The sequence below is a fragment of the Agrobacterium sp. Ap1 genome (assembly GCF_017313375.1).
Classification (GTDB): Bacteria; Pseudomonadota; Alphaproteobacteria; order Rhizobiales; family Rhizobiaceae; genus Neorhizobium; species Neorhizobium cellulosilyticum.
Window position 1 is genome coordinate 68,657 of sequence record NZ_JAFLMY010000016.1, and the last position, 14,256, is coordinate 82,912.

Annotated in this window: 12 protein-coding genes; 6 read left to right on the forward strand and 6 right to left on the reverse strand. The window is 58.9% G+C overall.

The features are described 5' to 3' along the window. The first annotated feature begins 13 nt into the window (after nucleotides 1-13). Nucleotides 14-892 (forward strand): ParB/RepB/Spo0J family partition protein, encoded by an 879-nt coding sequence (locus JZX87_RS23765; protein ID WP_206828380.1) that lies wholly within the window; start codon nucleotides 14-16, stop codon nucleotides 890-892. A 64-nt stretch (nucleotides 893-956) separates the two neighbouring features. On the opposite strand, the gene holA is transcribed toward JZX87_RS23765, so the two are convergent. From holA to leuS, 3 genes are read right to left on the reverse strand one after another with little or no spacing between them, the layout of a single operon-like run. Beyond that, nucleotides 957-1,991 carry a DNA polymerase III subunit delta gene (gene holA, locus JZX87_RS23770; RefSeq protein WP_206828381.1) on the reverse strand — a complete coding sequence of 345 codons (1,035 nt, stop codon included), beginning with the start codon at nucleotides 1,989-1,991 and terminating at the stop codon, nucleotides 957-959. Then, nucleotides 1,979-2,536 carry a hypothetical protein gene (locus JZX87_RS23775; protein ID WP_246436464.1) on the reverse strand — a complete coding sequence of 186 codons (558 nt, stop codon included), beginning with the start codon at nucleotides 2,534-2,536 and terminating at the stop codon, nucleotides 1,979-1,981. Before JZX87_RS23775 ends, holA begins: the two co-directional genes overlap by 13 nt. Further along, nucleotides 2,529-5,162, reverse strand: coding sequence for a leucine--tRNA ligase (leuS, locus tag JZX87_RS23780; RefSeq protein ID WP_183829787.1), 2,634 nt, complete (start codon nucleotides 5,160-5,162; stop codon nucleotides 2,529-2,531). Before leuS ends, JZX87_RS23775 begins: the two co-directional genes overlap by 8 nt. A 181-nt stretch (nucleotides 5,163-5,343) precedes the next feature. Here leuS and JZX87_RS23785 point away from each other — a divergent pair, with 181 nt between their 5' ends. Together JZX87_RS23785 and JZX87_RS23790 are read left to right on the forward strand one after the other, a co-directional pair. Beyond that, complete coding sequence (locus JZX87_RS23785; RefSeq protein WP_183829790.1) at nucleotides 5,344-6,003, forward strand: YggS family pyridoxal phosphate-dependent enzyme; 660 nt, start codon at nucleotides 5,344-5,346, stop codon at nucleotides 6,001-6,003. Between the two features lie 87 nt (nucleotides 6,004-6,090). Further along, nucleotides 6,091-8,025, forward strand: a complete 1,935-nt coding sequence (locus JZX87_RS23790; protein WP_206828383.1) for an AMP-binding protein — start codon at nucleotides 6,091-6,093, stop codon at nucleotides 8,023-8,025. Nucleotides 8,026-8,087: 62 nt separating this feature from the next. On the opposite strand, the gene JZX87_RS23795 is transcribed toward JZX87_RS23790, so the two are convergent. Further along, complete coding sequence (locus JZX87_RS23795) at nucleotides 8,088-8,801, reverse strand: DUF1013 domain-containing protein (RefSeq protein WP_206828386.1); 714 nt, start codon at nucleotides 8,799-8,801, stop codon at nucleotides 8,088-8,090. A 252-nt stretch (nucleotides 8,802-9,053) separates the two neighbouring features. On the opposite strand from JZX87_RS23795, the gene acs reads away from it, so the two are divergent. Beyond that, nucleotides 9,054-11,009 (forward strand): acetate--CoA ligase, encoded by a 1,956-nt coding sequence (gene acs / locus JZX87_RS23800; RefSeq protein WP_206828388.1) that lies wholly within the window; start codon nucleotides 9,054-9,056, stop codon nucleotides 11,007-11,009. 11 nt (nucleotides 11,010-11,020) lie between these two features. Here the strand turns inward: acs and JZX87_RS23805 are convergent, their stop codons facing one another. After that, complete coding sequence (locus JZX87_RS23805; protein WP_206828390.1) at nucleotides 11,021-11,452, reverse strand: thermonuclease family protein; 432 nt, start codon at nucleotides 11,450-11,452, stop codon at nucleotides 11,021-11,023. A 79-nt stretch (nucleotides 11,453-11,531) separates the two neighbouring features. Continuing rightward, nucleotides 11,532-11,750 (reverse strand): DUF1674 domain-containing protein, encoded by a 219-nt coding sequence (locus JZX87_RS23810; protein ID WP_206828392.1) that lies wholly within the window; start codon nucleotides 11,748-11,750, stop codon nucleotides 11,532-11,534. Nucleotides 11,751-11,885: 135 nt separating this feature from the next. On the opposite strand from JZX87_RS23810, the gene htpX reads away from it, so the two are divergent. Next, nucleotides 11,886-12,863 carry a zinc metalloprotease HtpX gene (gene htpX / locus JZX87_RS23815; RefSeq protein WP_206828394.1) on the forward strand — a complete coding sequence of 326 codons (978 nt, stop codon included), beginning with the start codon at nucleotides 11,886-11,888 and terminating at the stop codon, nucleotides 12,861-12,863. Next, nucleotides 12,860-14,251: an RsmB/NOP family class I SAM-dependent RNA methyltransferase gene (locus JZX87_RS23820; protein ID WP_206828396.1), complete on the forward strand. Its 1,392-nt coding sequence runs from the start codon at nucleotides 12,860-12,862 to the stop codon at nucleotides 14,249-14,251. Before htpX ends, JZX87_RS23820 begins: the two co-directional genes overlap by 4 nt. Nucleotides 14,252-14,256: the final 5 nt, after the last annotated feature.

A 14,256-nucleotide genomic window follows, 5' to 3' on the forward strand; every position in this document is an offset into this window, starting at 1 on the left:
TAGGGTAAAGCGTATGAACGACGATGTATCGAAGCGCCGCCTAGGGCGCGGTCTGGCAGCGCTGATCGGCGAGATGGATCAGCCTATGCCGACGGGCAATGCGCCGGTCAATGTCAGTCCTGACCGGATGGTGCCGATCGAGAACATCACGCGCAACCCGCGCAACCCGCGCCGTCATTTCGACGAAAGCGAATTGCAGGATCTGGCAAGTTCGATCCGTCAGCACGGGATCGTTCAGCCGATCGTCACGCGGACGCTGCCAGACGGCCAGTTCGAGATCATCGCGGGTGAACGCCGCTGGCGTGCTTCCCAGCTTGCCGGTCTGGTGGAAGTGCCGGTTATCGTGCGCAATGTCGATGACAGGACGGCGCTTGAAATCGCAATCGTTGAAAACGTTCAGCGGTCGGACCTCAATCCGCTGGAAGAAGCGCTGGGTTATGAGCAGCTTATCGCCGAGCACGGATATACACAGAACGATCTTGGTGACATTATCGGGAAAAGTCGAAGCCATGTGGCGAACAGCCTGCGTCTTCTGAAACTGCCCTCCCCCGTTCGGGACATGCTGTCTTCCGGCACGCTTTCCGCCGGTCATGCGCGCGCACTGATCCCGACATCCGACCCAACAGCGCTTGCAAAGGCGGTTGTCGCAAAGGGCATGTCGGTTCGTGATGCAGAGCGTCTGGCGCAGAACGATATCCGTTCGCAGTCGGAACCGCAGGCTGCGACGAAGCCGGAAAAAGATTCGGATACGGTTGCCCTGGAGCGGACGTTGACGGATTCCCTTGGGCTGGAGGTGAAAATCAACCACAGAGGTGGCCCGGGCCAGATCAGGATCTCCTACAAGACTCTTGAGCAGCTTGAAGAAATCTGCCGCCTGCTGGAGCGTCGCTGAGGCACACAGAGATAGCTTGGTTGTCTTCCGTACGCTGCGCAAAGCTTTGTTTTTGCGCAGCTTTTTACTGTCTGGATGCCTGAAGTGCGGCGCCAAGCAGAGCATGAAATACGATGCTCGGCTCAAGGCTTTGTCTTTGACGGGACATCAGTACGGCGGATTGGATGCGTGTGGCTTCGCGGCTCGCCGCTTCGGGCTTCCAGACCCTGAGCGCCTTTTCAAAGACAGGTTTGCGCTTGAAATGGATATGGCGGCCGAGGGTTGCCATAACCTGGCCGGCCGGCGTTCGCTTCTCCTCCATCTCGATCTTCATCGCATCAAGCAATTGAAACTGCTTCAGGCACGATTGCAGGATAAGGAATAGCGGTGTCTTGGAGGTGAGGATCTTCTGGAATGCGCGATGAAAGGCCGGAAGGTCGCCGGTCAATATCGCATCGACAGCGTCGTCTGCGGACACACTGCTGGCATCCCCGATGATCTCATCGACATGGTGTTCCTCGATCCTGCCCATTCCACGACAATAAAGCGCAAGCTTGCGGATCTCATTGCGCGAGGCTACCCGGTCGCCGCCCAGCTGGTCGATCAGCTGCCGCCTAGCTTCATTGGTGATCGTCAGTGAATCGCTTGCCAGTTCGGTATCGATCAGGGCGTTGAGTGCGCGTGCATCGTCGGCATAACAGGGAATCACCGCGACAGTTCGGGATGGTTCGACGATCTTTCGTAGACCGCTTCCCTTTTTCAGGTCGCCTGCCTCGATGAGCAGCGTATTGGCAGGCGCGCCCTGTCCCAGAATGGTCTGGACGGCATCCAGGACAGGCTTTTCATTGTTCACGCCACGCAGCCAAATGAGCTTCTCGCCGCCGAAAAGTCCCAATGCATTGACTTCGTCCAGAAGCCGTCCAGGATCACCTTGAAGGTCGGATACGTCGAGCTTCAACAGCGCGAACGGGTCGTCGAGTGAAACCCCAGTGTGCTTGGCAATGAGGTTTGCTCGTTCCGATACAAGTCCGCGATCTGGTCCGTAGATGACGTAGAAGCGATAGAGCTCGGCGCCCTTTTCAACAAAGCGATCGAACTCGTGCGACTTTATTTCTGCCATGCGGGTTGCTGCAGCGGTGGCTCTTTGGCAAGGACGATCGCGACATCCGCGCGGATGAACTCTGCCAGTTCGCGCGCTGCGCGGTTTTCACCATCCCTGATGGCGCGCAGTTTGGCGAAGCTCTGGCGAGACACGTCGATCAGCGCAACACTGGAATGTTCACTGCGCTTGAGAACTTGGCCGTCGACGCTACGGGTCAGCGTGTAGGAGCCGGTTACCTGGACACGGCCGGCAACGGGAACGCTGGCCTCCGCCAGTCCGTCATCGTCGAGAACGTTCGATGCCGTGCTGGAAACATGCAGGGTGACAGTATAAGCCGGATTCAGAGGCTCGCCGGCACCGCCGGCAGCCAGGAACACCAACTCGTTGCGAACGACCTGCTCAACGCGGTTCTTCGGCTCGGAAAAGCCCACGGATGCGAGCTTGGGGGCCGTGCCACCGGCCTGCGAATAAAGCGGCCGAACCTGGCAGCCTGCCAGGCCAGCGCAGAGCGCCAGCCCCAGAAGGAGGGCGCTACGACGTGGCAAAGATGAGCGGTCAGGCAACAATGTTCACGATCCTCTGTGGGACAACGATGATCTTCTTCGGCGCGCGGCCTTCGAGCGCAGCTTTCACCACGTCCAGCGCCAAAACTGCAGCTTCAACAGTACTTTGATCCGCGTCGCGCGCGATTGTCAATTCGCCACGCTTCTTGCCATTGATCTGGACAGGCAGTGTGACATCGTTCTCGACAACCAGCGCTTCATCGAAGTTCGGCCAAGCCGTTTTCGATACCATTTCGCCATTGCCAAGTACGGTCCAGCATTCCTCGGCCAGATGTGGTGTCATCGGTGCGACGATCTGGATCAGGATTTCCGCAGCGTTGCGAACGGCAGCGCGATAGGCCTCGTCACCCTTGCCCGCAGCAACATCGGTCAGTGGGGCTGCAAGGGCGTTTACGAGCTCATAGATGCGCGCCACGGCCTTGTTGAAGGAGAGCTTGTCCAGATCACCCTGAACCGCCTGCAGTGTTTTGTGGGCAAGCTGTGAGATCGCCAGGCCGTCACCGTCCTTGGCAGGAGCCGGTGAAACGGTCTTCAGATTGTCGGCGGCTTCCGAGATCAGACGCCAGAGGCGCTGGGTGAAGCGATGCGCGCCTTCAACGCCTGCTTCCGACCAGATCACGTCGCGATCGGGCGGGCTGTCGGAGAGTACGAAGAAGCGGGCCGTGTCAGCGCCGTAAGATGCTATGATATCGTCGGGATCGACGACATTCTTCTTGGACTTCGACATCTTCTCGATCGAGCCGATGGTAACTTCTTCGCCGTTCCTCAACAGCGTTGCCGTGCGCTTGCCGTCGGTTTCCTCAATCTTGATGTCGGCCGGGGCGATCCATTCGCCCTTCTGGCCTTCCGCGCCCAAGCGATAGGTTTCATGCACGACCATGCCCTGGGTGAAGAGGCCCTTGAAGGGCTCCTTGACCGCGACATGGCCGGTCTCGCGCATGGCGCGGGTGAAGAAGCGGGAATAGAGCAGGTGCAGGATCGCGTGTTCGATGCCGCCGATATACTGATCGACCGGCAGCCAGTGGTTGGCAACCTTCGGATCGGTCGGCTCGTTCAGCCACGGAGCGGTGAAGCGGGTGAAATACCAGCTGGAATCGACGAACGTGTCCATCGTGTCCGTCTCGCGACGGGCATCGTGTCCGCATTGCGGGCAAGAGACGTGGCGCCAGGTGGCGTGACGGTCGAGTGGGTTGCCCGGCAGGTCGAAGGTTACGTCGTCGGGCAATTGCACCGGCAGGTCCTTCTTCGGCACAGGAACTACGCCGCATACCTCGCAATGGATGACCGGGATCGGGCAGCCCCAGTAGCGCTGGCGGGAAATACCCCAGTCACGCAGGCGGAAATTGACTTTGCGCTCGCCCTGGGGCGCGTCTGCCAGCACTTGCTGCGACAGCTTGTCAGCGACAATCTGGAAGGCTTCTTCCGTCGTCTGGCCGTCGAGGAAGCGCGAATTGATCATCACGCCGTCATCGACATAAGCAGTTTCGCCAACCTCGAACGTTGCTGCATCGCCATCGGCCGGCATGACGACCGGGACGACCGGGAGATCGTATCTGCGAGCAAAATCCAGGTCGCGCTGGTCACCCGACGGGCAGCCGAAGATAGCGCCCGTGCCGTATTCCATCAGAACGAAGTTCGCGACATAGACCGGCAGTTCCCAAGAAGGATCGAGCGGATGTTTCACGCGGATGCCGGTGTCGATGCCCTTCTTCTCGGCCGTTTCGAGCGCTGCGAGCGAGGTGCCCTGACGGCGGCATTCTTCAGCGAAGGATTCGATAGCCGGATTCCTTACCGCTGCGGCCTTGGCCAGCGGATGGTCGGCAGCAATCGCCAAGAAGGATGCCCCGAACAATGTGTCAGGGCGGGTTGTGTAGACGGTGACTTCGGTTTCGCCGGCGGGAGCGGTGGAAGATACGATTTCCCAGCGCACGGCCATGCCTTCGGAACGGCCGATCCAGTTCTTCTGCATCAGGCGGACCTTTTCAGGCCATTGATCGAGATGATCCAGCTCGTCCAGCAGGTCCTGGCTGAAATCGGTGATCTTGAAAAACCACTGAACCAGCTCGCGCTGTTCGACCAGCGCACCGGAGCGCCAGCCGCGGCCGTCGATCACCTGCTCGTTGGCCAGAACCGTCTGGTCGACCGGGTCCCAGTTGACCTTCGACTGCTTGCGATAGACCAGGCCCTTTTCCATCATGTCGAGGAAGAGGTGCTGCTGCTGCTGGTAATATTCGACGTCGCAGGTGGCGAATTCACGGGACCAGTCCAGCGACAGGCCCATTGCCTTCAGCTGCTTCTTCATCGATTCGATGTTCTGGTAGGTCCAGGATTTCGGATGAGTCTTGTTGTCCCGCGCGGCGTTTTCCGCCGGCATGCCGAACGCGTCCCAGCCCATCGGGTGCAGAACGTTGAAACCGCGGGCGCGCTTGTAGCGAGCAACCACGTCGCCCATCGCGTAGTTGCGCACATGGCCCATGTGGATGCGGCCGGACGGATAAGGGAACATCTCGAGGACGTAATATTTTTCCCGCGGGTCGGCGTTGTCGGTTTCGAAAACCTTCGCCTCGTTCCATTTCTGCTGCCAACGGGGTTCAGCATCGCGCGGGTTGTAACGTTCAGTCGCCATCTGGATGATATTCCGGGAAATCAAGATAAAAGATACGGGCAGACCTTCACCATGAATGGCCGCAAGCGTCAAGTTTTTGAGGCTTGCGGGGCGTCAAACTTTGATGCGGAATGCCCTTGGCAGAGCCTCATATGGGCTTTAATCGCTGATCTCACAAGAAATGCGGAAAAGGATGCGGGCAATGGACATCGAAGAACGGTTGCAGGACGTGAAGGGCAAGATCGCCAAGGCGGAGAAATATGCCAAACGTCCGGCAGGTTCCGCGACGCTGGTCGCCGTGTCCAAAACCTTCGATGCCGACGCGATCCGTCCCGTGATTGCTGCAGGCCAGCGTGTGTTCGGCGAAAACCGGGTGCAGGAAAGCCAAGGCAAATGGCCGGATCTGAAGGCCGAGACCGCTGGTATCGAACTGCATTTGATCGGGCCGCTGCAATCCAACAAGGCTGCCGACGCGATTGCGCTGTTCGACGTGATCGAGACGGTCGATCGCGAGAAAATCGCCCGGGCGCTGGCGGAAGAGATGACGAAGCAGGGCAAAACGCCAAAACTCTATGTGCAGGTCAATACCGGGCTCGAACCGCAGAAGGCGGGTATTGCGCCGAAGGAAACGAAAGCCTTTGTCGAATTCTGCCGCAAGGATCTCGGGCTTTCCATCGAAGGCCTGATGTGCATTCCGCCGGCGGAAGAAAATCCAGGCCCTCATTTCGCGCTGCTTGAAAAACTCGCCAGGGAATGCGGCGTCGAAAAACTCTCGATGGGCATGTCCGGTGATTTCGAGACGGCCGTCGAGTTCGGTGCAACGAGCGTCCGCGTCGGGTCGGCCATTTTCGGCGCGCGATAGGCCTACCCCCTTCGTCGGGGTTTCCGGCACCTCCCGACCAGCCTAGATTGCTTCTATCAGGCTCGGCTCATGTAACGGGAGGTGCATATGCAAAGCCGCTATTTCGACGTTTATGGCGCGTGGCAGTGGGATCCGGAAGGGTTCTGGGAGGAGGCCGCCAAGGCAATCGACTGGTTTAGGCCGCCGGACAGCATTTTTGACCCGGATCAGGGTGTCTATGGCCGCTGGTTTGTCGGGGCCGAGACGAATACCTGCTTCAACTGCCTTGATCGGCATGTCGCAGCCGGACGCGGTGAGCAGGCCGCCTTCATTTACGACAGCGCCATGACCGGGGAGCGCAAAAGCTTCACCTATGCGGAGGTTCTTTCCGAAGTGAAGGCGATTGCTGCAGTGCTTGCAGATCTCGGCATTGGCAAGGGTGATCGGGTGGTCATCTATATGCCGATGGTGCCGGAAGCGGTGTTTTCCATGCTCGCCTGCGCCCGTCTCGGCGCGGTGCATTCCGTCGTTTTCGGCGGGTTTGCGGCACAGGAGCTGGCGGCGCGGCTGAACGATTCGCAAGCGAAACTAATTATTTCTGCAAGCTGTGGGCTGGAGCCCGGTCGTGTGGTTGCCTACAAGCCGCTGGTCGACAAGGCGATCGAACTGGCAGCGGTGAAGCCTGACAATTGCCTCATACTGCAGCGCCCCCAACTCGTTGTTTCGCTCGATGCTGAACGGGGTGAACTCGATTTTGCCGCAATGGTCGAAGCAGCGCGGGGACGTGACGTGCCTTGCGTGCCGGTAAACGCCACGGACCCGCTTTACATTCTTTACACATCCGGCACGACCGGGCAGCCAAAGGGTGTGGTGCGCGACAATGGCGGGCATATGGTGGCGCTGTTATGGACGATGCCGAATGTTTTCGGTGTCTCACCCGGTGAGGTATTCTGGGCAGCATCGGATATCGGCTGGGTCGTCGGTCATTCCTACATCGTTTACGCGCCGCTTCTGAACGGCAATACAAGTGTTATCTTCGAAGGGAAGCCGGTTGGAACACCGGATGCCGGGACATTCTGGCGCGTCGTTGCTGAGCATGATGTCAAAGTCTTTTTCACCGCACCGACGGCATTTCGAGCGATCCGTCGCGATGATCCCGAAGGCGAACTGGTCGAAAACCATGATCTGCTGGGATTGCGGGCTCTGTTTCTTGCCGGCGAGCGCCTCGACCCGGAGACGCTCAAATGGGCTGAGCAAAAGCTGAAGGTACCGGTGATCGATCACTGGTGGCAGACGGAAACCGGCTGGCCTGTCGTTGCAAACCCGGTGGGGCTGGGCCTGATGCCGTTCAAGCCCGGCTCGCCGACGCGGGTTCTGCCGGGATATGCAATCGATGTGGTCGATGATGCCGGCATGCCCGTGCCAAAAGGCATACTCGGCAATATCGTCCTCAAACTTCCCCTGCCCCCAGGCTGCCTGCCGACATTCTGGAATGCCGACGAGCGGTTCCGCGAAAACTGCCTCGAAGAGTTTCCCGGTTACTACAAGACGGCAGATGCCGGGATTATCGATGACGACGGCTATATTTTCGTGATGGCGCGCACCGACGATATCATCAATTGCGCCGGCCACCGGCTGTCCACGGGCTCGATGGAAGAGGTCTGTGCAAGACATCCGGATGTCGCCGAGTGTGCGGTCATCGGCGTCAAGGACAAGGTCAAGGGTCAGATCCCCTGCGGTTTCCTGGTGCTGAAGAACCATGTTTCACGGGAAACTTCCGAGATCGCCGCGGAGGTGGCCGGCATGGTCCGCAATGAGATCGGGCCGGTTGCCGCTTTCAAGACGGTGATGGTGGTGCCGAAACTGCCCAAGACCCGATCAGGCAAGATACTTCGCGGCACGATGCAGAAGATTGCCGACGACATGCCATGGACTATGCCGGCGACGATCGAGGATCCGGGAACGCTCGATGTGGTGCGGGAAACGCTTTGGAAAAACGGCTTCGCTCATGAAGAGAAGAGTACGGTGGCACCGGCCGAATAGAGCAAAAAGAAAAGCCCCGGAGACGATCCGGGGCTTTTGAATTCTTTGTGATAAGGCGACGCTTAGAAGCGGTCGTCCTCGTCATCCTCTTCGGTGCGGGTCGACTTGAGCGAGGAAAGCTTGGCGAAGACGGCGTCTGCGTCGATTTCCTTCTCTTCCTCACGCTCATTGCGGTAATCGCCGAAGCCGAGGTTTTCGGTCTCGGAGGCCGGCTGCAGGGAGGCGCCGAGTTCCGCAGCGGTCGGCAGCGGACGGTTCTTTGAAGCCTTCTCGACTTCCAAGTCCAGATCGATCTGCGAGCAGAGGCCAAGCGTTACCGGGTCCATCGGGGCGAGGTTTGCGGCGTTCCAGTGGGTGCGCTCGCGGATCTGTTCGATGGTCGACTTGGTGGTGCCGACGAGACGCGAGATCTGGGCGTCCTTGAGTTCCGGATGGTTGCGAACCAGCCAGAGAATGGCGTTTGGACGGTCCTGACGCTTGGAGACTGGCGTGTAGCGCGGACCGCGGCGCTTGGATTCCGGAACGCGAACTTTTGGCTCGGAAAGCTTCAGCTTGTGATTGATGTCCTTTTCGCCGCGCTCGATTTCGTCGCGGGAAAGCTGGCCGGTGGCGATCGGGTCGAGGCCCTTGATACCCTGAGCGGCTTCACCATCGGCGATCGCCTTGACCTCGAGCGGATGCAGTTTGCAGAACTGCGCGATCTGGTCGAAGGAGAGGGCCGTATTGTCGACAAGCCATACTGCGGTGGCCTTCGGCATAAGCAATTGTTGAGCCATGGGTATAGTTCCTCTGTCCGTCCGCGCCGGTGTCGCGGGCCGTGGGTATCAACCACAATTTCCGGGAATTCATCGCCGTATAATCGAATTAGGACAGAATTGCAATTCTCTGAAACAGGATCCTTGTCGATCGCATTTCAGACCCTCACAGCCATTTGTCTAATTGCCGCTTCCGCCCCAATTGCTATGAATGCCAAAATGTCGCACCGATGACGTATGTCAGGTCGACGGTGCAAGTGAGGGAGGAATCACATGTCCGAAAAAGTCTATCCGGTTCTCAAGTCCACCAAGGCTAAAGCGCTCATCGACAAGGACAAATATGAAAAATGGTACGAGGAGAGCATCGAGGATCCGGACAAGTTCTGGGGCAAGCATGGCCGCCGGATCGACTGGTTCAAGCCCTACACGAAAGTGAAGAACACGTCCTTCAAGGGACGGGTTTCGATCAAGTGGTTCGAGGACGGGCTGACCAACGTTTCCTATAATTGCATTGACCGCCACCTGAAAACCCATGGTGAGCGCACGGCGATCATCTGGGAAGGCGACAACCCCTATATCGACAAGAAGATCACCTATAACCAGCTCTATGATCAGGTCTGCCGCATGGCGAACGTGCTGAAGAAGCATGGAGTCAAGAAGGGCGATCGCGTTACCATCTATATGCCGATGATCCCGGAAGCGGCCTATGCGATGCTGGCCTGCGCACGTATCGGCGCGGTGCATTCGGTCGTCTTCGGCGGGTTTTCACCGGAGGCACTGGCGGGTCGCATCGTCGACTGCCAGTCGACATTCGTGATCACTTGCGACGAGGGCGTGCGAGGCGGAAAGCCGGTGCCGCTGAAGGAGAATACCGACAAGGCGATCCATATCGCGGCGCGCCAGTATGTGACGGTGAACAAGGTTCTGGTCGTGCGCCGTACCGGCGGCAAGACCAACTGGGCGCCGGGCCGCGATATCTGGTACCATCAGGAAATCGCCACCGTGAAGGGGCATTGCGAGCCGGCGAAGATGAGGGCGGAAGATCCGCTGTTCATCCTCTACACGTCCGGTTCGACCGGCAAGCCGAAAGGCGTTCTGCACACGACAGGCGGTTATCTCGTCTATGCGGCGATGACCCATGAATATACGTTCGATTATCAGGATGGCGATATCTATTGGTGCACGGCCGACGTGGGCTGGGTCACTGGGCATTCCTATCTCGTCTATGGGCCGCTGGCGAATTGCGCCACGACGCTGATGTTCGAAGGCGTGCCGAATTTTCCCGATCAGGGCCGGTTCTGGGAAATCGTCGACAAGCATAAGGTCAACATCTTCTACACGGCACCGACTGCGATCCGATCACTGATCGGGGCTGGTGACGATTTCGTCAAGCGCTCGTCGCGCGAAAGCCTTCGCCTGCTCGGCACGGTCGGCGAGCCGATCAACCCGGAAGCCTGGGAATGGTATTACAACGTGGTCGGCGAAAAGCGCTGCCCGGTGGTGGATACCTGGTGGCAGACCGAAACCGGCGGTCACATGATTACGCCGTTGCCCGGCGCCACGGACCTGAAACCCGGATCGGCCACCAAGCCGTTCTTCGGGGTGAAACCGCAGCTCGTCGATAACGAGGGCAATGTTCTCGAAGGGGCTGCCGATGGAAACCTCTGCATCACCGATAGCTGGCCGGGTCAGATGCGCACCGTCTACGGCGATCACGAACGTTTCATTCAGACCTATTTCTCCACCTACAAGGGGAAATATTTCACCGGCGACGGCTGCAGGCGCGATGAGGATGGCTATTACTGGATTACCGGCCGCGTCGATGACGTGCTTAATGTGTCGGGCCATCGCCTGGGTACGGCGGAAGTGGAATCTGCGCTAGTCTCGCATCATCTCGTGTCGGAGGCGGCCGTTGTCGGGTATCCGCATGGCATCAAAGGTCAGGGCATTTACTGCTACGTGACGCTGATGGCGGGCAATGCCGGTACCGACGAGTTGCGGCAGGAGCTTACCAAGCATGTGCGCAACGAGATCGGCCCGATTGCAGCGCCCGACAAGATCCAGTTTTCGCCGGGCCTGCCGAAAACCCGTTCCGGCAAGATCATGCGCCGTATCCTTCGCAAGATCGCCGAGGACGATTTCGGAGCACTTGGGGATACATCGACGCTTGCCGACCCCGCAGTGGTGGATGACCTGATCGCAAATCGTCAGAACAAGGTCGACGCTTGATTTGAGAACCCTCAGCTGCCGCAAGTCTCTCTTGGCTTGCGGCCGCCATCATAGCTGCGGACAAGGCCGGTAAGCAGCAGGCTGTCCGCCACGCTATGGCCATCCGAGAGGATGACATCGGCGACGATGCGGCCGAAATATTTGTCACCAGAAATTCGTATCAGCTGAATGGTAGGTGACTGCGCGGCCATGGTTTCGAGCGATTGGCGAGCATCCTGCCCCTCCGCTCGCACCGCTTCACATTTCGACTTGAGTTCCGGTGCATCGATGCCGCGAATGCGGACATAGACTTCCATCTTCTGCTGCGGCCATGGCTGGGCTTCGACCAGCAGTGTGTCTCCGTCTATTACGCGGAGAATTTCTGCGGAGACCGGGCCGGAGATTTCGTCACGTGCCAGCGCCTCGGACGCGAAGACCGCCAGAATGACTGAGATGGAAAACATCGCCCTGACCATGAAAGGAATAAATTCCAATCAGTGATCGAAGTCAATAGGAATTTTATCTTACCTCTTGAGTGCGGGCTCAGAAGTCGATGGCGCGGCCGTTGATTTCCCAATCGCCAAAGCGGGCTGGATCTGCGCCGCCGCGGCCACCGAATTCTTCCGGCATATTAGCCTCGGTCTCGGCCTGACGGCGTTCTTCTGCTTCCTTCAGGGCGCGTTGCGCCGCGGGTGAAATCGGCTTTTTCGCTACGCCATCCTCAGGGAGTTTTTCCATGTTGTCGTTGTCCGCGCTTTGCATATGCCGCATCACCGCAAGGTTTATTGAAAAATCAGGTCGAATTGACCACATGATAAGACGTTCATAACCGCTAGAAAACCCTTGGGCGATTATTCGGATCGCTTAAGGGATGAAATCGGCAACGGAGAGATGACGATGAATGTGATGCGCACCGCCATGCTTCTGGCCTTCATGACTGCCCTGTTCATGGGGGTCGGTTTTCTGATCGGCGGCAAGGGCGGGATGATGATCGCGTTGGTGATCGCAGCCGGAATGAATCTGTTTTCCTATTGGAACTCGGACAAGATGGTGCTCAGCGCCTACCATGCCCAGGAAGTGGATGAGCGCACGGCGCCGGAATTCTACCGGATGATCCGCGATCTTTCGGCCAATGCCGGCCTGCCGATGCCGAAAGTATATATCTATGACAACCCTCAGCCGAATGCGTTCGCGACCGGCCGTAACCCTGAAAACTCCGCAGTCGCGGCTTCGACCGGTCTTCTGCAGCGTCTGACGCATGAGGAAGTCGCGGGTGTCATGGCGCATGAACTGGCGCATGTGCAGAACCGTGACACGCTGATCATGACGATCACCGCGACGTTTGCCGGTGCGATTTCCATGCTCGGCAATTTCGCTTTCTTCTTTAGCGGAAACCGCGAGAATAACAGCAACCCGTTGGGATTTATCGGCGTGCTGGTTGCGATGATCGTGGCACCCTTCGCTGCCATGCTGGTGCAGATGGCGATCAGCCGTACGCGCGAATATTCGGCCGACCGTCGTGGTGCAGAAATCTGTGGCAACCCGATGTGGCTTGCTTCCGCGCTTGCCAAGATCGCCGGCTCAGCGCATGCGATCCCGAACTACGAGGCGGAGCGCAATCCGGCGACGGCGCATATGTTCATCATCAACCCGCTTTCCGGCGAGCGCATGGACAACCTGTTCTCGACGCATCCGAATACCGAAAACCGCATCGCCGCTCTCCAGCAAATGGCGAGTGAGTCTCGCGGTGGTGGGTCGACGGGATCGTTTTCGGCTGGTAGACCCCAGCGCACCGCGCGCTCAGTGCCGAATTCAGGTGCAAACAATCCTTGGGGCCGCGGATCGAATGAACCGCGCAAAGGTCCCTGGTCTTGAACGAGCCAAAAAACAAAAAACCGCACAAAAACTCGCCCAGGAAGCCGGTACCTGATCGTGCAGGTACCGAGCCGAGAAAACCCGGGTTCGAAGTTCGGGCAACGGCCGCGAAGCTGCTTGCGGCCGCTGTCGATCGCAAGACGTCGCTCGATGGCATGCTGGACCTGACCCATGGCAATCCCGCCTACAAGGCACTGAACGATGCCGACCGGGCGCTGACACGCGCCATCCTGACCACTGCGCTTCGCCATCTGCCGCGGCTCGAGGCGGCAATTGCCTCGATGATCGAAACGCCGCTGCCGGAAGGCGCGCGTGCCCTCCAGCATGTCCTGATCGTTGCTGCGGCGCAGATCCTGCATCTGGACGTGCCGTCCCATGCGGCGGTCGATATTGCCGTCGAACAGGCCAATCGCGACCCGCGCAATCGTCGTTTCGCCAAGCTGGTCAATGCCGTTTTGCGCCGGTTGGTGCGAGAAAAGGATGAAGTGCTGGCTGCCACCGCCTCCATTTCGCCGGTGCCGGACTGGTTCCGCGCGAGGCTCGTGAGCGCCTATGGCGAAGCGGAAGCAACCCGGATCGCCGAGGCGCAGCTTACGCCGCCGGCCATCGACCTGACGGTCAAGGATAATCCGCAGGCATGGGCCGAAAAACTCGGTGGCAGGGTTCTGGCGACCGGAAGTGTTCGCCTCGGGCAGTTCGGGGGCTCCGTCACCGCGCTTGAAGGTTTTGACCAGGGTGAATGGTGGGTTCAGGATGTTGCGGCAAGCATCCCGGCAAAACTTTTCGGAGACCTGCAGGGCAAGCATGTGGCCGATCTCTGCGCTGCGCCGGGGGGCAAGACTGCGCAGCTGATCGCGGCCGGTGCGAAAGTGACGGCTGTCGAGCAGTCCTCCAACCGCCTTGCACGTCTGGAGGAAAACCTTGGACGTCTGGGCATGACAGCCGAGCTGGTTGGAGGCGACCTCTTCAAATATTCGCCCATTGAAAAGCTCGACGGCATTCTTCTCGATGCGCCCTGCTCGTCCACCGGCACGACACGCCGGCATCCGGACGTGCTCTGGACCAAGGGCATGCAGGATATCGAAAAGCTGGCGGCCCTTCAGGAAAAGATGCTGCGACATGCGGTGACCCTAGTGAAAAGTGGCGGTATGATCGTCTTTTCGAACTGCTCGCTGGACCCGATGGAGGGCGAAGAGCTGATCGAACGGGTTCTAACTGACACTCCATCTGTGAAACGGATGCCGGTTGATCCGGCAAACTGGCCCGGGCTTGAAAATGCCATCACGGCTCAGGGCGATTTCAGGACGACGCCGGCGATGATCCCGCCTTCGGATGGTTTTGCCGGCGGCATGGATGGTTTCTTTGCCAGCGTGCTGTGTGTCAAGTAAGGCTT